Here is a 26,130-nt window from a genome sequence, read left to right as displayed (position 1 = left end):
GATTACTCCGCGGGTGCGAGTGCGGGAGGAACGAGTTCGGCTTGCGGCTCGTCATCGGGTTCCGGGCCCTTTCGAATGGCGCGCAGCATCAGCGACATCTCGACGATGAACAACACCGTGTAGATCGCAGAGAAGCCGATGATGGTCATCAGCACGGTGAACGCGCCGAGGCTCGAGACCCCTGCCGCCGTCGGCAGGACGCCTTCGATGATCCAGGGCTGACGCCCGAATTCCGCGACGATCCATCCGCATTCCGCTGCAATCCACGGAAGCGGGATCGACAGGACCGCAATGCGCAGAAGCCAGGGGTACCGGTCGAGCCGATGGCGCGCCGACAGGTAGAAGAACACTGCCGTCAGGAGGATGAAGAAGAAGCCGAGGCCGACCATGATGCGGAAGGTCCAGAACAGGGTCGGCACGTTGGGCACGGTGTCCCATGCGGCCTGATCGATCTGTTCGGGCGAGGCCTGGCGCGGGTCGTCTATATACGGCTTGAGAAGCAGCGCGTAACCGAGATCGGCACCGTTGTCCTCAAAGGCCTTGCGCACATCGTCCGGAATGGCTGCGTCGCTGCCGGCGGCACGTATCTTCTGAAGCGCGTCATAGGCGACGACGCCGTTTGCGATGCGCTCCCGGGCGTGATCGACGAGGTTCTCGATACCCGGGATTTCCGTGGTCAGCGAACGGGTGCCGATGAGGCCCATCACCCAGGGAATGCGCACGGCGAAATGCGTCGTGCGGGCTTCCTGATCCGGAAACCCGAAGGCGGTGAAGGGCGCCGGGGCGGGTTCGGTTTCCCACATGGCTTCGATGGCCGCGAGCTTCATCTTCTGATGCTCGGTGGAGAGATAGCCGCTCTCATCCCCGAGCACGACAACCGAAAGGGACGCTGCAAGGCCGAAGGAGGCAGCCACCGTCATGGAACGCTTTGCGAGTTCCAGATGGCGCCCCTTGAGCACGAACCAGGCGGAAACGCCAAGCACGAAGATCGAGGCCGTGACGTAACCGGCCGAAACCGTGTGGACGAATTTCGCCTGGGCGACGGGATTCATGAGAACCGCATAGAAATCCGCCACTTCCATGCGCATGGTCTGCGGATTGAAGGCAGCGCCGACGGGGTTCTGCATCCAGCCATTGGCGATGAGGATCCAGAGCGCGGAGAAATTGGAGCCGATGGCAACCGCCCAGGCGGCGGCCAGATGGCCGAGCTTGGAAAGTTTGTCCCAACCGAAGAAGAACAGGCCGACGAAGGTCGCTTCCAGGAAGAAGGCCATCAGGCCTTCGATGGCGAGCGGGGCGCCGAAAATGTCGCCGACATAGTGGCTGTAATAGCTCCAGTTCATGCCGAACTGGAATTCCATCACGATGCCTGTGGCCACGCCGAGCACGAAGTTGATGCCGAAAAGCGTTCCCCAGAATTTGGTCATCTGGCGCCAGATCGCCCGGCCGGTCATCACATAGACCGTTTCCATGATCGCAATGACGATGGACAGTCCCAGCGTCAGGGGCACGAAGAGAAAGTGATAGAGCGCAGTTATCGCGAACTGCAGGCGTGAAAGGGCTACAATATCCAGTTCCATTACGACATCCGGCTTCCCGGCCTCCTTGGCTCTTGGAGCATGCTCAGTCGGGTCTGAGACCGACCAGCAAATCCTGGTATTCTGCGCTGCCCCTGCGGGCGTCGCGGATCACGCGTCCGCACTCCATGAGAAGAATGCGGTCTGCGCCTTCCGCCTCGCGGCGGATATGGGTTGCAACGATCAGCGTACGGTGCCCGGCCCTTGCAAAGACACGAGCAATGACATCGCGCGCGGTTTTGCCGTCGAGCCCTTCGGTGGGCTCATCGAATAGCCAGACGGGGCTTCCGCGTAATAGAAGGCGCGCAAGCGCCAGCCGGCGCGCCTGACCGGCTGATAAGCCCGCGCCGCCTTCGCCAAGCAGGGTGTTGAGGCCAAGCGGTAGAGTGTCCACGAATTCGGCAAGGCCCGCCGCTTCGAGGGCGAGGCGGAGGTCGGCATCTGTGGCAGCCGGTGCGGCCAGCCGCAGATTACCGCCCAGAGTGTCACGAAAAAGCTCGGTTCGCTGTGTGAGAAGCGTTGCGGGCGAGGCTTCGATGTTGCCGCCCGTGAGCATCAGTTCGCCGGCGAGAAGTGCCAGAAGCGAAGATTTTCCCGCACCGCTGTCGCCGATGAGCGCCACCCGCTCGCCGGGCGCGATATTCAGGGAAAGATCGTAAAGGGCCGGATGATCGCAGCCTGTGTGGAGTGCGCTGACATGGGCGAGGCGTATCGAACCATCGCAGGACTGTCCGGCGGCGGGCGTTTCCCGCTCCTGAACGCGCAATCGCGGGCCGATGCGGCGCACGGCCAGCATTGCACGCCCGATTTCGACGGCACCGCGCCTCAGGGCTGTGAAGGGCTCTATGGCCGTCAATCCGATCAACAGGGCAAAGGCGGCGGCAGGCGCGCCGATTGCGCCGGCTTGCGCCAATTGGGCGCTTGCCAGAAGAACTGCGGCCAGAAGGGCAGATCCGGCAATGCCGAGCGCAACGCCGCTGCCGGCTTCGATACGGTTCAGATCGTCGTCCGCTTCGGCAAGGCGTTTGTCTGCGGCCAGTATCGCGGCGCGTTGTGCGCCGGCGCGGTTTGCCATGACGAGTTCGGTCTGGCCGCGCACGAGGTCGATTGAGCGGGCGCGCAGCGCCTCGAGTGCGTGCGCGCGGCGGCGGGCGGGTTTGCGGGCCATGCGTGCTGCCAGGACGGGAACGCCGAGACCGGCAGTGAGCAGGAAGAGCCCGGTCGCAAGACCGAGAAGGGGGGACAGGAAGCCCAGCGCTATCGCGGCTGCGAGAGCCGCACCCATTGCCGACAGAAGCGGCACCATGACGCGCAGATAGAGCGTGTCGAGAGCATCGATGTCGACCGTCAGCCTGAAGAGCAGGCGTGCGGGCCGGGCGATGAGGGCGCGTGCCGCGCGCGCTTCGGCCCAGCCGCGAAACAGCCGCTCGCGCAATTCGGCCAGGATGGCGAGTGTCGCGTCATGGGTTGCGATACGCTCTCCGTAGCGTGCCGCGGTGCGAGCAAGTGCGAGAAATCGAATGCCGGCGGACGGGGCGAACACATCGAACGCAAGAGCCGTTCCCAGCGACAGCCCGGCGATGGCCGTTGCCGTGATGAACCAGCCCGAAAGGCCGAGCAACGCCATGCCGGCCAGAACCGTCGACAGCGACAAGGCCATGCCTGCGGCGAGATGGCGGCGATTACCCGCAAGGAACAGGCTGGCGACGGCGCGCAGATTTTTGTCGCGGATCATGGCCGGCTCCGTTGGATCACGGGCTGCCCGAGAACGATCACCCGGTCCATGCGGGACGCAAGTTCAGGATCGTGCGTCGCCACGATGAGCGTTCGGCCAACCGATATATCAAGCAGGGTCTGTGTAATTCCCGAAGCTGTCGTGCTGTCGAGATGCGCCGTCGGCTCGTCTGCCAGGATGAGACCCGCGCCGGGGGAAGCGGCAGCGCGCGCCAGCGCGAGGCGCAAGGCTTCGCCGCCGGACAGGCCAAGGCCGTTTTCCCCGATGGGGATGTTGCCGCGTGCCGCCGCCAATGGAGCAAGGCGTGCGGCAGCAATTGCTTTCTCCACCGTTGCGGCTTCGAGGGGCCGGCCGAGCGTGATGTTGGAGAGAAGCGTGCCTGCAAAGAGATGAGGTTCCTGCGAAACCCAGGCCATCTGGCTGCGAAGCTTGGCGGCGGTGCGCTCCTGCATCGGCTCGCCGCCGATACGGATCGTGCCCGCATCGGCTTTCGCCAGCCCGGCAAGAAGTGCCAGAAGCGTGGATTTGCCGCCGCCGCTCGGTGCCAGAAGGGCGATGCGTTCGCCCGGTTTCACATCGAGGCTGAAGGCGTCGAAAACGAGAGGGGCTTCCTCATCGAAGCGGAACCGCAGGTCTTCGACGGTGACCGACAAGGCGGGCGTTTCAGCCTGTGCAAGGGGAGCGGCGCTGAGCGCATCGGGCAAGGGCCGCCCGGGTGCAGCCAGTTTCTGCAAGGCTTCGAGAGCCGCTTTTCCGGAAGCGCGGTCATGCCACACGGCAGAGAGTTCGCGTAGTGGTTCGAAGAATGCGGGCGACAGAAGCAGAATGAACAGGCCCTGAGCCAGGCTCAGCTTGCCGCCCCAGGCGCCGAAATCGAGCTCTCCGAGCAGATGAAAGCCCACATAGACGGCAACCATTGCCACGCCGAGGGCGGAGAAGAGCTCCAGCACGGCGGATGAGAGAAAGGCGATGCGCAGGACTGCCATCGTGCGGCGGCGCAAATCCTCCGCATTCCGGCGCAGCCGGGTGGCGGTGCCGTCCACCGCCCCGAAGGAACGGATGGTGGCAAGGCCACGCAGACGGTCGAGCAGAAAGGCGTTCATGTCGCCCATTTCGGCGAGCTGTCTTTCGCTTGCTTCCTTGGCGCGCCAGCCCACTAGTGCCATGAAGATCGGAATAAGCGGCGCCGCCACGAGCAGGATCAGAGCCGCGGTCCAGGACAACGCGAAAACGCAGGCGAGGATGACGAGAGGCACGATCATCGCCTTGAAGCGCGCCGGGCGGAACTTTGCCACATAGGGCACGACGGCTTCGGCCTGTTCGGCAAGTGTGCTGGCTACAAGGCCCGAAGCGGCGCGTCCGGTATCGAGGGGCGAAGCGCTGGCCGCAGTTTCTACCGCCTTTTCGCGCATCCCGGACAAACGCGACCGTGCATCGCGGAAGGCAAGGCGCGCGCCCGCGCCATCCGCAATGGCGCGCAGTGCGCCAAGAAGAAAAATGCCAAGGGCAGGCCAAAGTGCTGCGTGAAATCCGGCGCCGGCGGCAATCGTTCCGACGCTAATGCTCAGGAGGCCGGCTTGCGGTATCCAAAGAAGGGAGGCTGTCGTCTGCAGGACGAGAGCTGTCACGTTCACCTTCTCGACCACATTTTCGGCTGCCTTGTGCGCATCGGGAAGATGAGAGGAGGCGCTGGCCTTGCGCTTGTCGCGCCGCTGGCCGATCGTGGCGTCGACGCTCGTCATCGTTCGTCAGGCTCCGCGCGCCGGCGCCCGATGGAGACGATACGATCCTTGGCGTCCAGAAGCTTCGTTACCTTGGCTCCAAGACTCAGCAGTGTCGCCAGTCTTTCCGTATCGAGGCGTTTCACGTCGTCATACCAGTTGGTCAGCTGTTCGATCAGCGTGTTCATCTCGGCCAGACGCGATTGTGCATAACGTTCCTGCTCGTTACCAGCCTTTTGCATCAAAAGTTCACGCAGGACGGAAAGTGTCGGGTCAACCTCGCGCTTCTTTCGTTCCTCGGCCAGTGTGCGCAGGATCTGCCAGATGTCGTCGGGCGTGGTGAAGAAGTCGCGCCGGTCGTCGGGAAGATGGCGCATGATGACGAGATTCCACGCCTGCAATTCGCGCAGGCTCATCGAGACATTGGATCGCGAGATGCCGAGCGCCTCGACGATATCGTCTGCACAAAGCGGTTCTTCGGAAACATAGAGAAGGGCGTATATCTGCCCAACCGTGCGGTTGATCCCCCAGCGGCTTCCCATTTCACCGAAATGCAGCACGAATGACTGAATGATCGGAGGCAGGTTCATGGCTGTTCGTCTCCCGGTCGCTTTCGTCGAGCGTTGCAAGGCAAGGCGGCCGGCCCTTTGTTTTCACGGCGTTCAGGTGATGCGGACCAGCGTCCGCGCTCTGGAATCCGGTAATTTCAGAAATTTCTGAAATTTATGTATGGCGATGAGGAGCATGTCACAAGCTGCCTATTTGTCGCGGCATCAGGGCAGGGAGGGATCGGGCCTCAGAACGAGCGTCACATCATCCCGCCGCGGTTGGTCATTTTGCGCAGATTGAAGAGAAGGTGAAGCCGCCGTCCCATTCCTCAGGGACGAAACCGCTTCGAACTGGCTCAGGAAGACACGGCCGGTCAGTTCTTCCAGGAAATGGGCTCGCTTCAGGCGGTCCATGACCGGCCCTTTGACCTCGCTCAGATGAAAGGCAATGCCCGCATCCTTGAGGCGGTGGTTTATCTCCTCGAGGCTTTCAAGGGCGCTGGCGTCGATATCGTTGATTGCCGGGCACATCAGGATCACATGGCGCACTGCGGGGCAATCGGCCACCAGCTTGGCGATGCGATCTTCGAGATAGCGGCTGTTGGCGAAATAAAGGCTCTCGTCGACGCGTATGGAGAGGATCGAGGGATCCGTTATGACGCTGTGGCGATCGATATTGCGGAAATGCTCCGTACCGGGCACCTGGCCCACGACCGCCATGTGAGGCTTGCTCGTGCGGTAGAGAAACAGTGAAAGCGAAAGCAGAACGCCCGAGACGACGCCGGGCTCAACGCCCCATAGCAGGGTGACGAGGATGGTCGCAGCCATGGCGGCGAAATCCGCCCGCGAATATTCGTAGACACGCGCAATGGCCTTCAGGTCCACCAGGGACAGGACGGCAACGATGATCGTGGCGGCGAGCGTCGCCTGAGGCAGACCGGTCAGGAGCGGGGTCAGAAAGAGAGTGGCAAGTGCGATCCCGATGGCGGTGAAGAAGCCGGCAGCGGGCGTTTCCGCGCCGGCATCGAAATTGACGACCGAGCGTGCAAAGCCTCCGGTTACGGGGTAGCCGGAGGAAATGCCGGAGGCGATGTTGGCAGCACCGAGGCCGATCAGTTCTTGATCGGGGACGATGCGCTGGCGGCGCTTCGAGGCGAGTGTCTGGGCGACCGAAACGGACTCCACAAAACCGATGACGCTGATCAGAAAGGCTGGAGCAGCCAGCGTCACGACAAGATCGAACGAGATCGAGGGCAGCCCCGGTACGGGAAGACCGCGGGGAATGTCTCCCACCAGCCGGACACCATGGGCGCCGAGGTCGAAGGCATTCGCCAGGAGTATCGTCACGGCTACGGCCAGAATGGGAGCGGCCTTCGTGAGAATATCGGCAAGCCGGGGCTTGAGTCCCATGGCGGCAAACATGCCCTTCAATCTGGTGCGCGCGAGATAGAGGAACAGGACAGCCCCGATGCCGATGGCAAGCGTGATCGGATTGGTTTCGCCGATTCCGAGCGCCAGCCCGCCCAGAATGGCGGGCAGCGTGTCGCCGCTTACCGACAAGCCGAATATGTGCTTCAGCTGACTTGAGGCGATCAGAAGCCCGGAGGCGGTTATGAAGCCGGAAATCACGGGATGGCTGAGAAAATTTGCAAGGAACCCGAGCCGGAAAATACCCATCAGTACGAGCATGCCGCCCGACAGAAGGGCCAGAAGAATGGCGGCCGTCAGATAATCCGCCGTGCCTTGCTGGGCTATCTGCCCCACCGCTGAAGCCGTCATCAATGACACCACGGCCACGGGGCCGACGGCCAGCGTGCGGCTCGTTCCGAACAGCGCATAGGCGGCCAGCGGCAGGATCGAGGCATAGAGGCCGATCTGCGGTGGCAGGCCGGCCAGCATCGCATAGGCCAGCGATTGCGGAATGAGCATGATCGTTACGATCACCGCTGCCACGAGATCGCTTGTCAGAACGGAGCGATCATAGGTCCGGCCCCAGTCGAGGATGGGGAAATATCGGGCAAGTCCATTCATGGCACAGGTCTCGTCACTCGGGCGTTGGTCAGAGCGTGTTGACCGGTACCTTGAGGAAGGTTTTCCCATCCTTGTCCTTGGGGGGCATCTGGCCGGCGCGCATGTTGACCTGCAGCGATGGAATGATGAGCTTGGGCATGGAAAGGGTGGCGTCGCGCGCCTCGCGCATGGCGACGAACTCGTCTTCGCTCGTTCCATGTCCGACATGGATGTTGTGCTGCCTCTCATCGGCGACGCTGGTTTCCCACTGGATGTCGCGGCCGTTCGGGCCATAGTCGTGGCACATGAAGAGGCGCATGTCGCCGGGCAGGGAAAGCACACGCTGTATCGAACGGTACAGCGTGCGGGCGTCTCCGCCGGGGAAGTCGGCGCGGGCCGAGCCGCCATCGGGCATGAAGAGCGTGTCGCCCACGAAAGCGGCATTGCCGATGACGTGGGTCATGCAAGCGGGCGTATGGCCGGGCGTATGCATAACATGGCCGGTCATCGTGCCGATCTGATAGGTGTCGCCATCAACGAACAGGCGGTCGAACTGCGAGCCGTCGCGCTGGAACTCGGTTCCTTCGTTGAAGATCTTACCGAATGTGTCCTGCACGATGGTGATGTTTTCACCGATACCGAGCTTGCCGCCTAACTGCTGCTGGATATAGGGGGCGGCCGACAGATGGTCGGCATGGACATGGGTCTCGATCAGCCATTCGAGTGTCCAGCCCTGTTCACGGATATGGGCGACGATCCTGTCTGCCCCGTCATGGGTGATGCGGCCTGCCGCATAGTCGATATCCATTACGGAATCGATCACTGCGCACGCATTCGTGGCCGGATCGCGCACGATGTAGCTGATGGTGTTGGTTGCTTCATCGAAGAATGGCACGACCTCGGGGACAACCGAAAGATCGGCATTGAAGGGGATCGGTTCGGACATGGCGTTCTCCAAAGCATTTCCTGCCGGAGGAAAGTCCGGCCAAAAGTGTGGCGGTCGGGCGAGGTCAGATGCCGGTAAGGGCAGTCGCCTCGATTTCCTGCCCGCAGAACAGATGGTGCATCGTGGCGATGAAGGTGCGAATGCGCGGATCGGCGAGCCGGTAATAAACCTGTTTGCCTTCCTTCCGCCCGACTATGAGACCGGCTGCGCGCAATGCGCTCAATTGTTGGGACAGTCCGGGCTGGCGAATTTCAAGCAATTCCTCAAGCTGGCTCACCGAACGTTCGCCGTCGGTGAGTGCGCAGCAGATGAGGAGCCTGTCCGGATTGGACAGTTTCTTCAGGAAGCCGGATGCTTCGCCCACGTGGGCCTTCATCCCGACAGTCTCGCAGGAGAGAAGCTGCTTCATCGATTGCCGCTTAGCTCTTCTTGAGCGGGCAGGTGCTCATGCCGAGGAGCGAATAAAGCGGGCAGGATGACATGAGGCCGGTTGCCAGCGGTACGATGCCGATCAGGCCCCACCAGCGAGCATTGCCTTCGAGAACGAAGATCAGGGACAGGAGAACGAGGCCGACGACGATGCGTAGAACCCGGTCGATACCACCGATATTTCTAGTCATAACGGTTTCCTTCCGTTCCATGGAGCGGCCTTGGGAGGGCTTTGGAAGACAGGAAATCATAATTGCAAAAAAATGCAATCGAAAAATTGCAATTATTATGTTTTCTCTATTTCCTATTCCACACTTGCGCTGTGGAGGCGGGGGGCTTACCTGCATTCTCACACGGGTCAGCGCCCGGCTTTTCCGCCGGAAATCAGCACTTCATACGAACAGATTGAACAGGAGGCCAAACCGTGACCAGCATGAGCGGCAACTATCCATCAACGAAGCTTCTGATCGACGGTGAGTGGCGCGACGGCGCCGAGGGCAAGTCCATCGACGTGGTCGATCCGGCGACCGGAGACAAGATCGGCGAGGTTGCTCACGCGACACGTAAGGACCTTGAAGCTGCCGTGGCCGCTGTCGAGAAGGGTTTCAAGATCTGGAGCCAGACGCCGGCATTCGAGCGCTACAAGATCATGCGCAAGGCCGCCAATCTCATGCGCGAGCGGGCCGACACCATCGCCAGCATCATGACACGCGAACAGGGCAAGCCGCTTGCCGAGGCCAAGATGGAAACGATGGCGGCAGCCGACGTCATCGACTGGTTCTCGGAGGAGGCCCGTCGCACCTATGGCCAGATCATTCCGGCGCGCGCGCCAGGCGTCATGCAGATGGCCATCAAGCTTCCTGTGGGACCGGTCGCCGCATTCACCCCGTGGAATTTCCCGATCAACCAGGTGGTGCGCAAGCTTTCCGCCGCGGTCGCTGCCGGTTGCTCCATCATCGTGAAAGCGCCTGAGGAAACACCTGCTTCTCCCGCCGAACTCATCCGTGCGTTCGTCGATGCGGGCATGCCGGCCGGTGTCGTCAATCTGGTCTACGGCGTGCCGGCTGAAATCTCGGAATATCTGATCGCGCATCCCGTCATCCGCAAGATCTCCTTCACCGGTTCCACGCCGGTGGGCAAGCATCTGGCTGCGCTGGCCGGCCAGCATATGAAGCTCGCCACCATGGAACTTGGCGGCCATGCCCCCGCAATCGTCTTCGACGATGCCGATCTCGACAAGGCCGTGAAGGTTCTGTCGGCTTCGAAGTTCCGCAATGCCGGTCAGGTCTGCGTGTCGCCGACCCGCTTCCTCATCCAGGACGGGGTGCACGACAAGTTTGTCTCGGCCTTTACCGAGGTTGCCAAGAACATCAAGGTCGGCAACGGCCTTGAGGATGGCACGCAGATGGGACCGCTCGCCAACGAGCGCCGCATCACTGCTCTGGAGGACCTGATCGCCGATGCGGTTTCGGCCGGAGCAGAGGTCAAGACAGGTGGCCGCCGCATTGGCAACAAGGGTAATTTTTTCGAACCTACCGTCATCGCCAATGTGCCGAAGACCGCGCGTATCATGAATGAAGAACCATTCGGCCCGATCGCCGTCTTCAGCCGCTTCTCGACGCTCGATGAGGTGATCGAAGAGGCCAACCGTCTGCCGTTCGGTCTTGCAAGCTATGCCTTCACCGGCTCGGGCGAAACCGCGCAGCATCTCGGCCTGCGGATTGAAGCGGGCATGACGACCATCAATCACAACGGTCTGGCCCTGCCGGAAGTGCCCTTCGGCGGCATCAAGGATTCAGGTCACGGCACGGAAGGCGGCTCCGAGGCGATCGAGGCTTATCTGTCGACGAAGTTCGTCACCCAGTCGCTCTGAGGCATTCTTCAGAGAGTTTTTGGCTTCAGAGAGTTTTTGGAAAACGCCGGGGCGGTCACGCCCCGGCGTTTTCATTTCGGGGTATTGGAAAGACGCGCGCGGGTGCTGTGCGGGGTGGCCAGAAGAAGGCTGGTCTCGCTGCCCGTGATGCCTGGGATCAGCCGGATGCGGCGCAGCACCGCATCGAGATCCGTCAGGGTCGAGGCCCCCAGTTCGACGATGATATCCCACCGCCCGTTGGTGGTGTGGATCGCTGAAACCTCGGCAAAGCCGCTCAGCGCATGCACGACGCGATCCGCAACGCGCCCCTCGATCTCCACCATCATGATGCCGCGCACGGGCGAATCCACCGCGTCGGCGCGCAGGATCACCGTGTAACCGAGGATTGCGCCGGCCTGTTCCAGCCTGGCCATACGGTTGCGCACGGTTGCGCGAGAAACGCCCAGATCCATCGCCAGGTCGGAAATGCCTCGCCGTCCATCGTGCCGGAGAAGTGTGATGAGCTTTTCGTCGAGCGGGTCCATCGATCATTTTGTATCTTTGATATGCCAAAACGATAGATAATTTTTGCAATATTGGCAAATTGGTTTGTTCATTTCGCCACGGCTTTGCGCTGAACTTGATGTGTAGCAATCGAGGGTGAATGAATGCATTGCCGGCTGGTTGGCGCCCCGGTTCAGGACGGCGCCGGACGTATGGGATGCGACATGGGACCAAGCGCCTTGCGGGCAGCAGGCCTTGGCGCGGCGCTATCGGAACTTGGTCATCATGTCACCGATATGGGAACGGTGGCGCCGGCGCTGGCGCGGCCCGGGCTTGCCCATGGCAACGCAGCGCTCAAGGCCTTGCCGGAGATTTGCGCCTGGACGCAGGCCATCGCCGAGATTGCCTATACGGCGAGCGCCGACGCCATGCCGATCTTTCTTGGGGGTGATCACAGCATTTCTGCCGGCTCGGTTTCAGGCGTGGCGCGTCGCGCAGCAGAGCAAGGTCGTCCGCTTTTCGTGCTGTGGCTTGACGCGCATCCCGATTTTCACACGCTCGAGACGAGCGCAAGCGGCAATCTTCACGGTGTGCCGCTTGCCTATGCGGCGGGGCAGGCGGGGTTTGAAGGATATTTTCCTGAGCTTGCCGCACCGGTCGATCCGACGCGCATCTGCACGCTTGGCCTGCGCAGTGTCGACCCGGCCGAGCGGTGCGCGCTGCATGAAGCGGGGGTAAGCGTGCACGACATGCGGGCCATCGACGAGTACGGCATCGCGCCGCTTCTGCGCGCTTTTCTCGAACGCGTGGCCGGTCAGAACGGCATGCTGCATGTGAGCCTCGACGTGGATTTCCTCGATCCGTCCATCGCACCGGCCGTCGGCACGACGGTGCCCGGTGGTGCGACTTTCCGTGAGGCGCATCTCGTCATGGAAATGCTGCATGACAGCGGACTCGTCAGCAGTCTCGATCTCGTCGAACTCAATCCCTTTCTGGACGAGCGCGGGCGCACTGCGGTCCTTCTCGTCGATCTCACTGCAAGTCTGATGGGCCGCCGCATCATGGATCGCCCGACAAGGAGCCACTGAACCATGCCTACCGTCCCCATAGCCGACCGCCACCTCAATCTCGTTCCCTTCGTCAGCGTCCATCACATGATGGAGCTGGTTCTGGAAATCGGTGTGGAGCGATTTCTCAAGGAACTCGCCGCCTATATCGAAGAGGACTTCCGCCGTTGGGAGGATTTCGACAAGACGCCGCGGGTGGCTTCGCACAGCCGTGAAGGGGTGATCGAATTGATGCCCACCAGCGACGGGCGGCACTACGGCTTCAAATATGTGAACGGCCATCCCAAGAACACGCGCGATGGCCGTCAGACGGTCACGGCCTTCGGGGTGTATGCGGATGTCGAGACGGGTTATCCGCTGCTGATATCGGAAATGACCATTCTGACGGCCCTGCGCACCGCAGCGACATCGGCGCTGGCGGCCAGATATCTGGCACCGAAGGGGGCGCGCTGCATGGCAATCATCGGCAATGGCGCACAAGCCGAATTCCAGGCGATGGCGTTCAAGGCCCTACTGGGCGTCGACCGGTTAAGGCTGTTCGACATCGACCAGGGCGCGACCGAGAAATGCCAGCGTAATCTTGCCGGCCTCGGCTTCGAGATCGTTGCTTGCGCAAGCGGTCAGGAGGCAGTGGAAGGGGCGGAGATCGTCACCACGGTCACCGCGGACAAGCAATATGCCACGATCCTGACCGACAACATGGTGGGCGCAGGGATGCACATCAATGCTGTGGGCGGCGACTGTCCCGGCAAGACCGAACTGCACCGGGATATTCTCCTGCGGTCCGATATTTTCGTGGAGTATCCGCCGCAAACCCGTGTGGAGGGCGAGATTCAGCAGCTCGACGCCGGGCATCCCGTCCAGGAATTGTGGCGGGTGATCGCGGGCAGGGCTGTGGGGCGCCGGGACAAAGGGCAGATCACGCTGTTCGATTCCGTGGGTTTTGCCACGGAGGATTTCTCTGCTCTGCGATATGTGCGCGACAAGCTTTCGGGCACCTCGCATTATGTCGATCTCGATCTTCTGGCAGATCCAGACGAGCCCCGCGATCTGTTTGGAATGCTGCTGCGCTTTCCCGGTTCTTCCCTGCTGGCGAAGCGCCAAGGGGTCTGAGGAAGGCGCGTTCCATCGTCCGTTTTTCGCATAACGCCTTAAAGCGTGTCGCGATCTTTCAGATTCGCTCCCTACGCTTTAAGCTCCTGATCTTACGCATGTCTTTATCCCGGAACCGGTTTCCATTTCCGGGAGACCTGCGTTAACGGGTCCGACCCGGGGTTGCCGAAACCAGCCATTGGCGCAGATTTCTGATCCGACGGTCCCGTTCCAGGGCTCGCGGATAGACGAGATAGTATCCCCCGCCTGCAATGCGGTGATCGAAGAACGGGACCAATCGGCCTGCTCCAATATCTGCGCCGGCGATTTCCGCTCCGGCAAGGGTGATCCCTGCACCGTCGATTGCGGCCTTGAGACCAAGCCCCGCCGAATCGACAATCGTGATGGCGGCCGGCCTGACCGGGCCTCCGGGCAATGTCGCATTCCATTCCTCGAATGCCTCGCGCCGGTGTTGAGAGAGAAAGAGATTGGCTTCGCCAATCGCGTTGCGCAACGCTTCTTCGCTGCCACCAGTGAGATGAGGGGGGCCAAGCAGGGCAACGGTCTCGTCGAACAAAAGATCGGAGAGGAGACCGGGCCACTCCCCTTTTCCGTGGCGTATTGCGGCATCGGCGACGCCAGCTGCAAGGTCGACGGGGGCCTGTGTCGTGGAAATCAGGAGCTCGAAGCCTGCCCTGTCGAACGGGTAGGAAATCAGCCGGGGCGATAGCCAGTGCACGGCGAATGTCGGCAGCATGGACAGGCGCAGGGGGCCGCTCGTGCGATCCTGGCGCAGGTTCTCGACCGCCTGGACGATGCGGCTGAAACCTGCCGTAAGCTCGGGCGCCAGCATCTGCCCCGTCTCGGTGAGTTCAAGACGGGCGCCGTTGCGGCGCATCAGCTCCAGTCCGAGGCAATCTTCCAGAATGCGAAGCTGATGGCTTACCGCGGAGGCCGTCACGCTAAGTTCCAGAGCGGCTTCCTTGACCGACAGATGCCGGGCGGCCGCTTCAAAGGCGCGCAACGCATTGAGCGGAACGGAAAGGCGCATGGATATCGGTGTCTGGCTGTCCATGCCTCCTTTCTAGCATTTCTCTTCGGCCTGCCGGAATGGCCCAGTTTTGCGAAGCGGTGATGAAAACTCACCGGCTGGTGAGAAGTGCTCACTGGCCTTGCTGCTCCGTTTACCGTCAGCTTTTGCGAAGCAACGGCGCCGAAAGGTGGAGAGATGATGAATTTTGCGGATCGTGACGGTTTCATCTGGCTGGATGGGGCTCTTGTTCCGTGGCGTGAGGCGGAACTGCATGTCCTGACCCATGCACTGCATATGGGTGGAGCCATCTTCGAGGGCATTCGCGCCTATGACCGGGATGTCTTCCTGAGCGGCGCGCATTATGACCGTTTTGCCCGCTCCGCGGAGATCCTGGGATTTGCGCTTCCCTGGACGAAGACGGAGCTGATGAAGGCGACCGAAGCCGTGTTGTGGGCAAACGAGCTTCAGGATTGCTACATCCGCCCGCTCGCCTGGCGCGGTGCCGAAAGCGTTTCGGTGGCTGCCCCTGATGCACGCATCCATGTGGCGATTGCGGCCTGGGACTGGCCAACGCCGGCAAGTCAGGGCAAGGGCACGACCGGTCTGCGCATGCGCCTTGCCGATTGGCGCCGCCCTACGCCCGAAACCGCACCCACGGCCTCGAAATGCTCGGGTCTCTACATGATCGGAACGCTTGCCCGCCACGCGATTGCCGGGGACGGCTATGACGACGCGCTTATGCTGGATGCGCAGGGCAATGTCGCCGAGACCACGGCCACCAACATCGTTTTGCTCAGCGGCGATACGCTGATTTCCCCGAAGCCGGACTGCTTTCTCGACAGTATCACGAAGCACCATGTCTTCGGTCTTGCGCGCCGCCTTGGGCTGAAGGTCGAGGAGGCGACCGTGTCTCTCGACCTGCTGGCTGCCGCAGATGAGGTTTTCGTTACGGGAACCTCCGTGGAGGTTCTGCCGGTGGTGGAACTCTCCATGTCCGAGCGGGTGATGCGCTGGCCTGTCGGGGAGGTGACCGGCAAGCTGATGGCGATGTTCGAGGCTTCCACCCGCCGCCGGGCCTGCCCTTACGCGGCCTGATACGGCTATCCTCCCGCCCCCGACCGGAAAGCGGAAAACAGAGCCATGCCCTGCGGCCAATGGCCGAGGCGGCTGGCACCGTTGATGTGGCCGAGCGCGCCGGCCACCACCAGCCCTGCGCTCCAGGCGATGGCGCAGGACGTCGCGTGATCGAGTGTTCCATAGGGATCGTCGGTGCTTGCCACGATCAGCGCCGGAAATCCAAGTGGATGCATGGGGGGATCGCGAAAGGAGGCGGCTTGCGGAGGGAAGACCTCTCCGTCGGCATCGGGAACCGACACCAGAAATGCGCCGCGCGGCTTCTGCGCGGTTCGCTCCGCCCAATGGGCGACGAGCAGGCAGGCGAGACTGTGAGCGACCAGAAGCGGCGGCGCGCCGGCCTCCGCAACGGCTTCATCCAGTGCGACGATCCATTGCTCGAGCTCCGGTTCATCCCAGCTGGCGGGGGCGAAACGCTTCATGGACGGATCCTGTGCTTCCCAGTGAGTTTGCCAGTGCTCGATGCCTGAGCCACCGATGCCGGGAAGAACGATGACGGGAGCCTGCATTGTCACCTCCAATGTCTGAACAATCAGGAATTGAGGTCGAGCTTAGGCACATTCATCCGGTCAGGCGCGTGAGTGTTTTTCATGCGTCTGACAAGCCGTTTCATTCCAGTTCTTCCTCGATCAGGAGCGGGGGAAGTTGCAGGTAGCGGGCAACCTTGCGCTTGGCGGTTATGTCGCGCCATACCAGCCCGACCTGGCGTTCGCTCAGCCGGCAGGCGGTGGCGACTTTCGCTGCGGGAATGCCATTGTTGAGACCGTAGAGGCACAGATCCATCTCGCGATAGGGCAGGGCGAAATAGAATTCTTCCTGGGTCTGCGGCAGGGAATACGTATCGGTTGTGGGCGTGCGGCAGCGAATGGAGCAGGGTATGCCCAGATATTCGGCCAGCTGGTAGACCTGCGACTTGTACAGATGAGCTATTGGCTTGATGTCGGCTGCTCCGTCGCCATTCTTCACGAAGAAGCCCTGATCGTATTCCAATCGGTTGGGTGTGCCCAGAACAGCAAAATTCAGCCGGTCGGCATGGTAATATTCGAGCTGCTTGCGGGTGCGCTGCTTCATGTTCGTGGCGGCCACGATTCCCAGATAGACATCGGGTGGCAGCCGATGCTTCTCGATCTGCCTGTCAGGACGGCGGATGACCAGAGAGGAGATGTTGTAGGCCTTGGTGGTGAGCGCGTTGTCGATCACAATCTTGGAGGTCCAGCCTTCCCCGTAGTCAGGAACCACCTGGCGAATGAAGGCGTCGCGCCGCTCGTAACAGCCCATGGCGTCGAGCATCGGGCCGATATCCTCGATCGCCCCTGAAAGGCCGAATGCGGAAGCAACGTCCTGACCAAGCCGGAGGCTTTCCGGATCGGAATCGCGCTCGGGCATGTAAAGGCAGAAAACCCGGTCGGGCCCGACAGCGCGTGTGGCGAGCGCTGCGCAAACGCTGGAATCGATGCCCCCCGAAAGACCGAGCACGAGGCCGCGCTTACGCAGGCCGTTACGCAGTTCCGAGCGCATCCAATGGACGATGCGCTCGGCTTCTGTGGCCACGTCCAGTTTCAGAATGTCGGCGGAGAAGGGCTTGCTTCTGGCGGTCATGATCGTTGCATTGCCTCCATGGCCGCAAGACGCCGGCTGGGTTTTCCGCTCGCCGTCCTGGGCAATTCCTTTCGAAATCCGATGCCTTTGGGCACCATCGTGTCGGGGAGATGTCTGGCGCAATGTCGTAAGAGACCGTTGATGGAAAGGGTGTCGTCCGTTGGCACCACAAGCGCTTCCAGCCTGTGCCCAAGGAGCGGGTCGGGCACAGCATAGACCAGCGCTTCGCCAATGCCGGGAAGGCCCGTGAGAAAGGCTTCAACCGCCCTTGGCGCGACTTTCTCGCCACGCACCTTCACGATGTCGTCGCGGCGTGCGACGAAATGGAGGAAGCCGTCGTCGTCCGCGAAGAAGAGATCGCCCGTGTGAAGCGCCTTGCCTTCCCCGTCCGGCAAGGCGCGCAATGCCCGCTCAGTTGCTTCCGGAGCGTTCCAGTAGCCTTTCATTACATGCGGTCCCCGGACCACGAGCTCGCCTGTTGTGCCGGGGGGAGCGGGGTGACCGTTGTCGTCGATGACGAACGCCTGTGTTCCGGGCAACGCCTTGCCGACGGAATCGGGTCGGCGGTCGATCTCTTCGGGAGGAAGATAGGTCGCACGCGCGCATTCGGTGAGGCCGTACATGGAAAACAGGCGCGCTTGCGGGAAAAGCCTGCGCAGTGAGCTGATATGCGCTGCCGGCAGCGCCGATGCGGCATTTGTCATGTAGCGCAGCCGGGGCAGGCTGGTTGCGGGTACTTCCTGCATCTGCACGAGCATCGCCGCCATTGTGGGAACCAGCGGCAGGCCGGTTACCTTTTCGCGTTGTGCTTTTTCGAGCAGTGCGTGGGGAAAGGCGAAGTTCTTTTCCAGCACGAGGCAACCGCCTGTGCGGATCGTGACCAGCAATTGATAGAGACCATAGGTGAACGTGAGTGGCAAGGCGCTCAGGATCACATCCGTGTCGGTGCTTTCCAGATAATCCGCGATCATGCGCGAGGCGGCGTCCACACTGGCGTGGCTCATCATCACACCCTTGGCCTGACCGGTGGAGCCGGATGTGTAGAGAATGAACGCCAGCGCTTCCGCATCGTCGGGAATGGAGTGAAAATCATGCTCGGTGGCAAGAAGCTCTGAAAGACCTTCGATGCTGTCTCTCCCTTCCTTGTCGCTCACGATGCAACGCGGCGGGAGGGGTATTTGTATTGCGCTTTCGACAAGCGGCAAATGCCTGCTTTTGCAGATCAGCGTGTGAGGGTTGCAATCGGCGATGACGTGTTTCAGCCCCGCCCCCTTTACCGAGGGGTTGACTGGACAAACGATCGCGCCGGCCTTCAGCGCCGCGAAGATGGTGAGGGCGGTGCGCCAGCCATTATCGAGAAACAACACAATTCGGTCGCCGGGTCCAACGCCGCGCTGTTGCAGCGCGGCGGCCAGCGTGCCCGAGAGACGTTCGAGTTCGCGGTAGGTCAGGCGCGTGTCGCCATCCACGATGGCTGTTGCGTCGGGGCTCAGGCGAGCGGTTTCGGCCAGCGTATGTTCCATCCGCATCGCTCAGGACGCCTTGGCGGCCAATCCGTGCCGAAGCTTGCCGTCGGTAAATGCGGCGAGCCGTGCAATGTTGTCGAAGTTTTCCGGAACGATTTCAGGGTCGGCAATCGCGATCCCGAAATGCTCTTCCAGATAGGCGACGAGCTCGAGAATACCGGTTGAATCGACGATATCGTTCTCGATCAACGATACTTCGTCGCCGGGCGCCTGGGTTTCATCACCGAAGAGAAAATTCTCGATGATGAAGACACGGATTTCCGCCTTGGTTGAAGAAGACATGGGTTTCCCTCTGAAACGAACTGTCAGACAGCCAGGGGCGCGGCTGTCGGCATGGTCTTGTGGGTGAAGTGCCTGTGCCAAATCTCGGTCGATAATATGCCGACGAATGCGGCGTTATCCCGGAAGCCGGCGAGCGGGGAGCGCTGGCCTTTCTCCAGAAGTTTTGCGGTGGCGCGCGGATTGAAAAGACCGCTTTCTCCAATCGATCTCTCTGAAAGAAGCGTGCGGAGATGGGCGCCGGCTTCACCGGAAAAAACGACGCTTTCAGGCGCGCGGTATGGTTGTTTGGAGCGGTTTGCGATCTCGTGCGGCAGCAAGTCTCGTGCCGCCTCGCGCAACACGTGTTTTTCCCGCAGGCCCCGCAGCTTGGTCTCAGGGCGTAGGCGGGCTGCCGCTTCCACCAACCGGTGGTCGAGAAAGGGGTAGCGCGTTTCGATGCTGTGGGCCATGGCGACGCGATCTCCCTGGCAGGAAAGAATGTATCCCGGCAGGAGGAAGCGGGTTTCCAGATACTGGGCCTGTTCCAATGGATGCCATCGGGTGAACTCGGGCGGCAAAAGAGAGGCCATCTCATCGGCTGCGTCATACCCTTTCAGGCGCTCACGCAAGGCTTCGCCGAAAAACAGTTTGGCGCCTGTTGTCGCGCGCATGCGCGGCCGGTGCGAGAAGAGGGGATCCTCCGGGTTATCGGCTCCAACGCCGAAGAAGGCGCCGAGATAATCCGGTGTCTGCTTTTGCAGCGTTGTCAGATAGGGGTAGATGCGGCGAAACAGATGCGGCCGTAAGCGGGAAGCGGGCTGGCGAGCACAGAATCTGCGAATGCGCGCTTCGCGAAAAATATCGTAGCCTGCGAATATTTCGTCGGCGCCTTCACCGGAAAGCACAGCCTTGATGCCCTTGCCGCGAGCGAAGCGCGACAGAAGGTGAAGGGGCGCAGGCGCGGTGCGCAACACCGGTTGTTCCGTATGGTATATGGTATCGGCGAAAGCTGAGGCGATTTCATCCTGCCCGCAAACGAGGTGCTCATGGCGGATGCCGAGTCTCGATGCCATGATGCTTTGGAACGGTGTCTCGTCATATTCCTCCTCGTCGAAGCCTATGCCGAAGCTGCGCAGCCCTGCGGGCGCCAGGGGGGTTGCAAGTGTCGTGATCAATGCGGAATCAAGGCCGCCCGAAAGATAGGCGCCTACCTCCACATCGGCCCGCAGACGGATGCGGGTCGCATCGGACAGTAAGGCGCGTATTTCTTCGGTGTCTTCCCCATTTGGGGCGGTGTGTGCATCTAACCCGAATTCGAGACGCCAGTAGGGTCGGACCTCGACGCGGCCTTCCTCGACAAGCATGATATGGGCGGGGGGTAACTCCTTGATGCCCTCGAAGGCCGTGCGAGGGGCAAGGGGAGCCCAAAAGGTGAATATCTGGTCGAGGGCTATCGGATCGAGCTTGGCTTCGATGCCCTGTATTTCCAGAAGTCCCTTCACCTCGGAGGCGAAATAGAAACGACCTTCATGGCGTGTGTGATAAAGGGGACGGACCCCCATGCGATCGCGCGCGAGCATGAGCCGTCGAAGGCGACGATCCCAGAGCGCGAAGGCGAAATCGCCATTCAGCATTTCCACACAGTCCGGCCCCATCTCATCGTAGAGATGGAGGATCACCTCCGTGTCGCTGCCGGTGCGGAAACGATGTCCCCTGCTTTCCAGGTCGGCGCGTAATTCAAGATGGTTGAAGATTTCTCCGTTGTAGCTGAGGCACAGATCGCCATCAGCGCTCTGCATGGGCTGGAGACCGTCTGACAGGCCGACAATGGCCAGCCGCCGATGAGCGAGGCCGACGCCTTTGCCTGTGAAGAGGCCTTCTGCATCCGGACCGCGGTGGGCGAGCGTGTCAGCCATGGACTTGAGGAGGCCGTTCGCCTCACGGGGTGACAACCCTTCTCCGAAGAAGCCAGCGATTGCGCACATTATCGTCTTCCCCCCGAAACTCCGGCCTTTGTCAGTCGAAACGCCCGCCGATCAGACGGGTCCATGATTCACCTGCAAAGCCGTTGAAAAATGCCTGACCCGAGCGAAAAGGCGCTACCAGAGACGTATCGCGCGCATGAACGATACTGGATGCCGAATGAACGAAACTGAAACGACGGCCGAGCATGGCGTTCAAAAGCGCGGGCTGGGTGCGGCCCCGCAAGGCTGCCAGGCCACGTTGGTCGGCATCGGCGAGCATGGCGTCGATTACCGCGCCCTCATGGCCGGGAGCAGCCAGAATCTGGATTGCACGACCGATGCGGGCCTTATTCCCATAATAGAGAAACATGCCCACAGGAGAGCCCGAGCGGCTCGATACCTTGCGACGTACCATCGATCCGTAATTCGGCTTGCTGCGTGAATGGACCACCATCGCTGCGAGATCCTCCTCCTTCCATGCGGGACGCATGGGAAAGTCGGATGAAAAATGCCGGAGAAGCCAGGCTGCTTCGTCGTCGTCGATATCTGCTCCGGGCAGCAGACGGTTCCCGTGCACGGCCGGCGAGAGATGCGACCAGGCCGCTTCATCGGGGCTCCGGCGGATCAGAGCATCGAAGGGGCGGGCAAGCGGCGATGCCAGGCGGGCGAGGCGCGTTGCCCTGGCTGCCGCCTCGATCATGAAGGCGGCCGGGCGGATGACGCGCAGCCATTCCAGACTGTAATCGGCCAGAACCGTGCCGCGCATCTTCCGCCACATGGTGGTGGAAATGTCGTTGGCCGTTTCGGTGAGTGAAATATCCTGGGGTCCCGCAAGGAACCCGCGCAGGAGGCGAGCGCCAGCAAACGGATCGCTCTCGTGGTCTTCCACCATGTAGGTGCTGGCGATCGCCGCGCGCAGCGGACGGTCCTCAAGCGTCAGGGCAAGGGGAATGACGCCGATGAAACCGGAGACCGAGCCGTCATCGCGAACATGAACCTGAGAGACGATTTCAGGATCATGGCCGGGCGGCTCCAGGAATATACGGCTCAGATAATCGACGAGGCCGGACGATGGCGTTCCGGGCTCCTTGCGCAGAACGCGCATGAACATGGACGCGACTTGTGGAACATCCTGCAAATCCAGCGGTCGAATTTCACTCACGGGCCAATCCTGACGTTTAGAGAGCACGCCTGGGAATCAATGCCGTGGTTGTGCACCGGAGATGTTTAGAAAGTCTTTTAGTGCTTTTCTTTTCCGTAATTGTTTATACAGAGAATCTGATGGAATGTCACGTAGATTGCGACGCAATAAACTATAACAATATTCCGTCAGACTATGGATGAGCGATGAATAAGCCTCTGGAAATATTGGTCTTGTGATTATCCTTGCCAGCCGGCGACAATCGCGTCGGCCTCGATTTCCACCAGCCATTCCGGGTTCACAAAACGCTTGATCGCCATGATCGTATCCACAGGCCGGATATCCTTGAAATATTCCTTCCGCACATCGATGGCGGATCTCCAGTTCTCGATATCGGTGAGTATCACACGGGTGCGCACGACATCGCTCAGGCTGGAGCCTGCCTGTTCAAGTGCGGCCTTGATGATCTCGAGGCATTGCCGGGTTTGAACTGCGACGTCACCAACGCCGACGGTCTTGCCGTCCAGGCCCACGGGGGCGGTTCCGCCTATCGATATGAAGGGGCCGACCCGGACCGCACGGCTGAAACCGACAATGGCTTCCATCGGGTTTCCGTTTGAGATCAATTCTCTGTCGAAACGCATGGGTTCACCTCCCGTGGGGCGGTTCATCGTTTCATGGCAGCACTGAACCGCTTCAAAAAAAAATCCATTGTACTCCCCCACGGGACTGTGCGGCTATTGCCCGTTGGTGGGGAGGACCGGTGGCTTGATCTCACAGCAGTCAAGCAGCCCCAAGGCAAATGCCTTCAAAGCTGCTCGAACTGTAACACCGTGCGCCCTTTTGACGGGATGAAGGACGTTTAAGATTCCGATTTCTGGAGCCCGCGACGGGCTGCGACCTGTCTGCGGACGATCAGGCCGATGGCTGCGAGAAGGATCGTGCCCACGATGAACAGGAAGGCTGCCGCGGCAATGGCGGGGCTGATGTTTTCGCGGATCGTGGCGAACATCTGCCGCGCGAGCGTGCGCTGATTGGGACCTGCTACAAAGAGCGTGAGCACCACTTCGTCCAATGAAGTGGCAAAAGCGAGAACAGCTCCGGACAGGATACCGGGCATTGCCAGCGGCAGGGTGACCTTGCGGAACACGGTGAGGGGAGACGCGCCGAGGCTGCTGGCGGCCAGTTCCACGCGCCGGTCAATGCCGCCGAGCGCACCGATCACGCTCACCACCACGAATGGTATCGAGACGACGGTGTGGGCCACGATGACGCCGGCATAGCTCGAAGCTATCCCGAGCCGCACGAAAAGCACCTGCATGCCGACACCGAGAACGACAGCCGGAACCACCATTGGAAGCAGGAAAAGCGTGCGCACCGTACCCTTGAAAGGAAGGCGCCAGTTGCGCAAGCCCAAAGCGGCCATGGTACCGAGCACGGTCGCCAGCACTGTGGTGCCCGCGCCAATGATAAGGCTGTTCAGGATCGCCCGCTTCCACGATGCGGCCGTGAACAGCACGTCGAACCAGCGCATCGAGAATTCGGGGATCGGGTAAGTGAGGAACACGCTCGACGTGAAGGCAAGCGGAAGGATCGCCAGAAGTGGAGCGAGCAGGAACGTGACCGCGGCGATTGCGAAGACGAGACGCAGACCCTGAAACATTTCAGCCCCTCCTTTCCTCGGCCGAGGACAGGCGGCCATAGACGGCATAGAGCAGGATGGTGATCGCCAGGAGCACCACGCCCAGTGCGCCGGCCATGCCCCAATTGGCTGAGCCCGTCGCGTAGAAGGCGATGACGGAACTGATCATCTGATCTCCTGCGCCGCCGATCAGGGCCGGGGTGATGTAGTAGCCGATGGCCGTCATGAAGACGAGCAGGGAGCCGGAAGCAATGCCGCGCAGGCTGAGCGGCAGGAGAACGCGCAGGAAGGCGCGCATGGGATGAGCGCCAAGCGAGGAGGCGGCCTTCATCAGATTGTCCGGTATCGACAGGAGAACGCTGTAGATCGGCAATACCATGAAGGGCAGGAGCACATGGGTCATCGCGATGACGACGCCGGTGCGGTTGAAGATCAGCGGAATGGGACCACTGGTTATGTTGAGGCCGGTCAGCATCCAGTTGATGAGGCCGTTATCCTGCAGAATGATGAACCAGGCAGCCGTGCGCACGAGGAGCGATGTCCACAAGGGGAGCAGGACGGCGCCGAGCAGAGCCTGCCGCTTCCAGCCTTCGGTGGATGCGATCAGCATCGCATAGGGGAAGCCGATGGCCAGACAGCAGAGTGTGACAAGGGCTGCGACCCAGAAGGTGCGCAGCATGATCGTACGGTTCGCGGAAGCTTCTTCGGGCATCGCGACGATATTGCCGGAGACATCGCGCTCCAGATCGACAGCTGCGAGAAGGTAGCGGTCGGTTGTGGGCGAAAGGGCGCCAACGATGGCTTGCCAGTAAACAGGTTGGTTCCAGCGCTCGTCCACTTCGCCGAGGTCGGGAAGGTCGTCCTTGCGCAGCGCCCGCGTCGTGCGTGACATGAGCGTGCGGAAGCCGGGTTGGGCGCTGTTCAGACGGCGTGTCATGTCGCCGAGCGCTTGACGGTCTTCCACCGCCTGGAGATCCTCGGCAAGCGCCGTCTTCATCTCAACCGTCGGCGGGCTTTCCGGATCCCATCCCTTCGCGGCTTGCGCGGTACGCGGCAAGAGATTGAGCACAGCCGTATCGGAGACGGACTGGCTCATCACAGTGAAGAGCGGCCATATAAAGAAAACGGCGATGAAAACGAGAAGCGGCGCGATCAGGGCTACCGCTGCGAACCTTCCCGTGCCGGTGGACGCGCTCATGAGCGGATCACCCAGCAGTCATCGGGTTGGAAACGCGCCATGACTTCTGCGCCCGGCTGGTGCTGGGCTGCCTTGCGGTCGAGATGGACGACGAAATTATGTGCGCCCTCATCGAGCTGAATGCGCAAATGGTTGCCTTGATAGACGCTGTCGGTGATGCGGGCTGCAAGCTGGTTGGTCCCGCCGTGCAGGTCGTCAAGCCGGATGCGCTCGGGGCGGATCGAGACGAGCACGTTCTGCCCATCGGCGAGCGTATCGGATGCGGCAGCGGCAATGTGCCGTCCGTCCGGGAGCCTCACCCGGACGCCGTTGCCCGCAGCGCCGTCCACAATGCCTTCAAGCAGGTTCGTCTCACCGATGAAGTTGGCGACGAAACGCGTGCTCGGGTGATCGTAGATTTCGCGCGGACTACCGATCTGTTCGATCTTGCCCTTGTTGAAAACCGCAATCCGGTCCGACATGGTCAGGGCTTCCGACTGGTCGTGCGTCACGAAGACAATGGTGAGCCCAAGCCGGTTGTGGAGCGCGCGGATGTCGAGCTGCATCTGTTCGCGCAGATTCTTGTCGAGCGCGCCAAGCGGCTCGTCCATGAGCACCACCCGCGGTTCGAAGACGAGGGCGCGGGCAAGCGCGACGCGCTGCTGCTGGCCACCGGAGAGCTGCGCCGGCCAGCGGTCGCGCATGGCGCTCAGCTGAACCATATCGAGGACGCGCGTCACCCGTTCGGCGATCTCGGCCTTGCCTATGCCGCGCATCTGGAGGGGAAACGCAATGTTGTCTCCCACAGTCATGTGGGGAAACAGCGCATAACTCTGGAAAACCACACCCATGTCGCGCTTGTAGGTGGGAGTGTTGTCGATCACCTCTCCGTCGACCAGAATGCGGCCCTTGGTCGGGCTCTCGAAGCCCGCAAGCATCATGAGCAGGGTGGTTTTTCCGGAGCCGGAGGGGCCGAGCAGGCTGACGAACTCTCCCTTGGCGATGTCGAGTTCCAGGTCGTCCACCACGCACAATGTGCCGTAGCATTTCGTGACGTGGTCAAATCGTATGCGCAAGTCGCTCAAGAGCCTCTCCCCCGGCTGGCTTGGTACGTTTGTTTGTTATTCCATATTGCCCGAAAGGGACGGACGCGCGAAGCGGTTCCGCGCGTC

At 61.4% G+C, this 26,130-nt stretch carries 24 protein-coding genes; 4 read left to right on the top strand and 20 right to left on the bottom strand.

Annotated elements, in window-relative coordinates:
- Positions 1–2: 2 nt before the first annotated feature.
- From NA8A_RS10825 to NA8A_RS10790, 8 genes are all read right to left on the bottom strand, one after another.
- On the bottom strand, positions 3–1,580 hold the full coding sequence (locus NA8A_RS10825) for a cytochrome ubiquinol oxidase subunit I (RefSeq protein WP_009756543.1): 1,578 nt from the start codon (positions 1,578–1,580) through the stop codon (positions 3–5).
- Positions 1,581–1,623: 43 nt separating this feature from the next.
- Positions 1,624–3,312, bottom strand: a complete 1,689-nt coding sequence (locus tag NA8A_RS10820; RefSeq protein ID WP_009756542.1) for an amino acid ABC transporter ATP-binding/permease protein — start codon at positions 3,310–3,312, stop codon at positions 1,624–1,626.
- On the bottom strand, positions 3,309–5,054 hold the full coding sequence (gene cydD, locus NA8A_RS10815) for a thiol reductant ABC exporter subunit CydD (RefSeq protein ID WP_009756541.1): 1,746 nt from the start codon (positions 5,052–5,054) through the stop codon (positions 3,309–3,311). Before cydD ends, NA8A_RS10820 begins: the two co-directional genes overlap by 4 nt.
- Entirely contained in the window at positions 5,051–5,623 is a 573-nt protein-coding gene (locus NA8A_RS10810) for a GbsR/MarR family transcriptional regulator (RefSeq protein WP_009756540.1), read from the bottom strand. Before NA8A_RS10810 ends, cydD begins: the two co-directional genes overlap by 4 nt.
- Positions 5,624–5,806: 183 nt before the next feature.
- Positions 5,807–7,612 carry a SulP family inorganic anion transporter gene (locus tag NA8A_RS10805; protein ID WP_009756539.1) on the bottom strand — a complete coding sequence of 602 codons (1,806 nt, stop codon included), beginning with the start codon at positions 7,610–7,612 and terminating at the stop codon, positions 5,807–5,809.
- A 28-nt stretch (positions 7,613–7,640) separates the two neighbouring features.
- Positions 7,641–8,537, bottom strand: a complete 897-nt coding sequence (locus tag NA8A_RS10800) for an MBL fold metallo-hydrolase (RefSeq protein ID WP_009756538.1) — start codon at positions 8,535–8,537, stop codon at positions 7,641–7,643.
- A 64-nt stretch (positions 8,538–8,601) separates the two neighbouring features.
- Positions 8,602–8,946 carry an ArsR/SmtB family transcription factor gene (locus NA8A_RS10795; RefSeq protein ID WP_009756537.1) on the bottom strand — a complete coding sequence of 115 codons (345 nt, stop codon included), beginning with the start codon at positions 8,944–8,946 and terminating at the stop codon, positions 8,602–8,604.
- A 10-nt stretch (positions 8,947–8,956) separates the two neighbouring features.
- The gene (locus NA8A_RS10790; RefSeq protein WP_009756536.1) at positions 8,957–9,157 is read right to left on the bottom strand and encodes a YgaP family membrane protein; all 201 of its coding nucleotides are present in this window, start codon (positions 9,155–9,157) and stop codon (positions 8,957–8,959) included.
- A gap of 242 nt (positions 9,158–9,399) precedes the next feature.
- Between NA8A_RS10790 and NA8A_RS10785 the strand changes: the two genes are divergently transcribed.
- Positions 9,400–10,839 (top strand): NAD-dependent succinate-semialdehyde dehydrogenase, encoded by a 1,440-nt coding sequence (locus NA8A_RS10785; RefSeq protein WP_009756535.1) that lies wholly within the window; start codon positions 9,400–9,402, stop codon positions 10,837–10,839.
- A gap of 71 nt (positions 10,840–10,910) precedes the next feature.
- On the opposite strand, the gene NA8A_RS10780 is transcribed toward NA8A_RS10785, so the two are convergent.
- A complete protein-coding gene (locus NA8A_RS10780) occupies positions 10,911–11,363 on the bottom strand; it encodes an Lrp/AsnC family transcriptional regulator (protein ID WP_009756534.1) in 453 nt (150 codons plus the stop codon).
- A 123-nt stretch (positions 11,364–11,486) separates the two neighbouring features.
- On the opposite strand from NA8A_RS10780, the gene rocF reads away from it, so the two are divergent.
- Together rocF and NA8A_RS10770 are read left to right on the top strand one after the other, a co-directional pair.
- Entirely contained in the window at positions 11,487–12,410 is a 924-nt protein-coding gene (rocF, locus tag NA8A_RS10775; RefSeq protein ID WP_009756533.1) for an arginase, read from the top strand.
- A gap of 3 nt (positions 12,411–12,413) precedes the next feature.
- Positions 12,414–13,502 (top strand): ornithine cyclodeaminase, encoded by a 1,089-nt coding sequence (locus NA8A_RS10770; RefSeq protein WP_009756532.1) that lies wholly within the window; start codon positions 12,414–12,416, stop codon positions 13,500–13,502.
- A gap of 142 nt (positions 13,503–13,644) precedes the next feature.
- Here the strand turns inward: NA8A_RS10770 and NA8A_RS10765 are convergent, their stop codons facing one another.
- A complete protein-coding gene (locus NA8A_RS10765) occupies positions 13,645–14,556 on the bottom strand; it encodes a LysR substrate-binding domain-containing protein (RefSeq protein WP_009756531.1) in 912 nt (303 codons plus the stop codon).
- Between the two features lie 153 nt (positions 14,557–14,709).
- Between NA8A_RS10765 and NA8A_RS10760 the strand changes: the two genes are divergently transcribed.
- Complete coding sequence (locus NA8A_RS10760; RefSeq protein ID WP_009756530.1) at positions 14,710–15,609, top strand: aminotransferase class IV; 900 nt, start codon at positions 14,710–14,712, stop codon at positions 15,607–15,609.
- A gap of 5 nt (positions 15,610–15,614) precedes the next feature.
- On the opposite strand, the gene NA8A_RS10755 is transcribed toward NA8A_RS10760, so the two are convergent.
- The 10 genes from NA8A_RS10755 to NA8A_RS10710 all read right to left on the bottom strand — a co-directional run bounded on the left by NA8A_RS10755 (position 15,615) and on the right by NA8A_RS10710 (position 26,043).
- Positions 15,615–16,157 carry an RBBP9/YdeN family alpha/beta hydrolase gene (locus NA8A_RS10755; protein ID WP_009756529.1) on the bottom strand — a complete coding sequence of 181 codons (543 nt, stop codon included), beginning with the start codon at positions 16,155–16,157 and terminating at the stop codon, positions 15,615–15,617.
- Positions 16,158–16,257: 100 nt separating this feature from the next.
- Positions 16,258–17,247 carry an NAD(+) synthase gene (gene nadE / locus NA8A_RS10750; protein WP_009756528.1) on the bottom strand — a complete coding sequence of 330 codons (990 nt, stop codon included), beginning with the start codon at positions 17,245–17,247 and terminating at the stop codon, positions 16,258–16,260.
- Complete coding sequence (locus NA8A_RS10745) at positions 17,244–18,776, bottom strand: class I adenylate-forming enzyme family protein (RefSeq protein ID WP_040672362.1); 1,533 nt, start codon at positions 18,774–18,776, stop codon at positions 17,244–17,246. Before NA8A_RS10745 ends, nadE begins: the two co-directional genes overlap by 4 nt.
- A gap of 3 nt (positions 18,777–18,779) precedes the next feature.
- Positions 18,780–19,055 carry an acyl carrier protein gene (locus NA8A_RS10740; RefSeq protein WP_009756526.1) on the bottom strand — a complete coding sequence of 92 codons (276 nt, stop codon included), beginning with the start codon at positions 19,053–19,055 and terminating at the stop codon, positions 18,780–18,782.
- 23 nt (positions 19,056–19,078) lie between these two features.
- Positions 19,079–21,019 (bottom strand): asparagine synthase (glutamine-hydrolyzing), encoded by a 1,941-nt coding sequence (gene asnB, locus NA8A_RS10735; RefSeq protein WP_009756525.1) that lies wholly within the window; start codon positions 21,017–21,019, stop codon positions 19,079–19,081.
- Between the two features lie 31 nt (positions 21,020–21,050).
- Positions 21,051–22,160, bottom strand: a complete 1,110-nt coding sequence (locus NA8A_RS10730) for a hypothetical protein (protein WP_040672359.1) — start codon at positions 22,158–22,160, stop codon at positions 21,051–21,053.
- A gap of 218 nt (positions 22,161–22,378) precedes the next feature.
- The gene (locus tag NA8A_RS10725; protein ID WP_009756523.1) at positions 22,379–22,783 is read right to left on the bottom strand and encodes a RidA family protein; all 405 of its coding nucleotides are present in this window, start codon (positions 22,781–22,783) and stop codon (positions 22,379–22,381) included.
- A gap of 218 nt (positions 22,784–23,001) precedes the next feature.
- Positions 23,002–23,802, bottom strand: a complete 801-nt coding sequence (locus tag NA8A_RS10720) for an ABC transporter permease (protein WP_009756522.1) — start codon at positions 23,800–23,802, stop codon at positions 23,002–23,004.
- A 1-nt stretch (position 23,803) separates the two neighbouring features.
- Positions 23,804–24,979 (bottom strand): ABC transporter permease, encoded by a 1,176-nt coding sequence (locus NA8A_RS10715; protein WP_009756521.1) that lies wholly within the window; start codon positions 24,977–24,979, stop codon positions 23,804–23,806.
- On the bottom strand, positions 24,976–26,043 hold the full coding sequence (locus NA8A_RS10710) for an ABC transporter ATP-binding protein (protein WP_040672358.1): 1,068 nt from the start codon (positions 26,041–26,043) through the stop codon (positions 24,976–24,978). Before NA8A_RS10710 ends, NA8A_RS10715 begins: the two co-directional genes overlap by 4 nt.
- Between the last annotated feature and the right edge of the window lie 87 nt (positions 26,044–26,130).

The organism is Nitratireductor indicus C115, from assembly GCF_000300515.1.
GTDB lineage: Bacteria > Pseudomonadota > Alphaproteobacteria > Rhizobiales > Rhizobiaceae > Nitratireductor > Nitratireductor indicus.
The sequence above is the reverse complement of the archived record's forward strand: the minus strand, read 5'-3'. Positions and strand labels throughout refer to the sequence as shown.

What these genes read in the sequence shown, in the direction of transcription:
- NA8A_RS10820 (WP_009756542.1), bottom strand. Translation starts at nt 3,312, where the DNA reads ATGATCCGCGACAAAAATCTGCGCGCCGTCGCCAGCCTGTTCCTTGCG.
- NA8A_RS10760 (WP_009756530.1), top strand. Translation starts at nt 14,710, where the DNA reads ATGATGAATTTTGCGGATCGTGACGGTTTCATCTGGCTGGATGGGGCT.
- rocF (WP_009756533.1), top strand. Translation starts at nt 11,487, where the DNA reads ATGCATTGCCGGCTGGTTGGCGCCCCGGTTCAGGACGGCGCCGGACGT.
- nadE (WP_009756528.1), bottom strand. Translation starts at nt 17,247, where the DNA reads ATGACCGCCAGAAGCAAGCCCTTCTCCGCCGACATTCTGAAACTGGAC.
- NA8A_RS10825 (WP_009756543.1), bottom strand. Translation starts at nt 1,580, where the DNA reads ATGGAACTGGATATTGTAGCCCTTTCACGCCTGCAGTTCGCGATAACT.
- asnB (WP_009756525.1), bottom strand. Translation starts at nt 21,019, where the DNA reads ATGTGCGCAATCGCTGGCTTCTTCGGAGAAGGGTTGTCACCCCGTGAG.
- NA8A_RS10745 (WP_040672362.1), bottom strand. Translation starts at nt 18,776, where the DNA reads ATGCGGATGGAACATACGCTGGCCGAAACCGCTCGCCTGAGCCCCGAC.
- NA8A_RS10770 (WP_009756532.1), top strand. Translation starts at nt 12,414, where the DNA reads ATGCCTACCGTCCCCATAGCCGACCGCCACCTCAATCTCGTTCCCTTC.
- NA8A_RS10740 (WP_009756526.1), bottom strand. Translation starts at nt 19,055, where the DNA reads ATGTCTTCTTCAACCAAGGCGGAAATCCGTGTCTTCATCATCGAGAAT.
- NA8A_RS10715 (WP_009756521.1), bottom strand. Translation starts at nt 24,979, where the DNA reads ATGAGCGCGTCCACCGGCACGGGAAGGTTCGCAGCGGTAGCCCTGATC.
- NA8A_RS10720 (WP_009756522.1), bottom strand. Translation starts at nt 23,802, where the DNA reads ATGTTTCAGGGTCTGCGTCTCGTCTTCGCAATCGCCGCGGTCACGTTC.
- NA8A_RS10755 (WP_009756529.1), bottom strand. Translation starts at nt 16,157, where the DNA reads ATGCAGGCTCCCGTCATCGTTCTTCCCGGCATCGGTGGCTCAGGCATC.
- NA8A_RS10795 (WP_009756537.1), bottom strand. Translation starts at nt 8,946, where the DNA reads ATGAAGCAGCTTCTCTCCTGCGAGACTGTCGGGATGAAGGCCCACGTG.
- NA8A_RS10785 (WP_009756535.1), top strand. Translation starts at nt 9,400, where the DNA reads ATGAGCGGCAACTATCCATCAACGAAGCTTCTGATCGACGGTGAGTGG.
- NA8A_RS10765 (WP_009756531.1), bottom strand. Translation starts at nt 14,556, where the DNA reads ATGGACAGCCAGACACCGATATCCATGCGCCTTTCCGTTCCGCTCAAT.
- cydD (WP_009756541.1), bottom strand. Translation starts at nt 5,054, where the DNA reads ATGACGAGCGTCGACGCCACGATCGGCCAGCGGCGCGACAAGCGCAAG.
- NA8A_RS10780 (WP_009756534.1), bottom strand. Translation starts at nt 11,363, where the DNA reads ATGGACCCGCTCGACGAAAAGCTCATCACACTTCTCCGGCACGATGGA.
- NA8A_RS10725 (WP_009756523.1), bottom strand. Translation starts at nt 22,783, where the DNA reads ATGCGTTTCGACAGAGAATTGATCTCAAACGGAAACCCGATGGAAGCC.
- NA8A_RS10790 (WP_009756536.1), bottom strand. Translation starts at nt 9,157, where the DNA reads ATGACTAGAAATATCGGTGGTATCGACCGGGTTCTACGCATCGTCGTC.
- NA8A_RS10800 (WP_009756538.1), bottom strand. Translation starts at nt 8,537, where the DNA reads ATGTCCGAACCGATCCCCTTCAATGCCGATCTTTCGGTTGTCCCCGAG.
- NA8A_RS10810 (WP_009756540.1), bottom strand. Translation starts at nt 5,623, where the DNA reads ATGAACCTGCCTCCGATCATTCAGTCATTCGTGCTGCATTTCGGTGAA.
- NA8A_RS10805 (WP_009756539.1), bottom strand. Translation starts at nt 7,612, where the DNA reads ATGAATGGACTTGCCCGATATTTCCCCATCCTCGACTGGGGCCGGACC.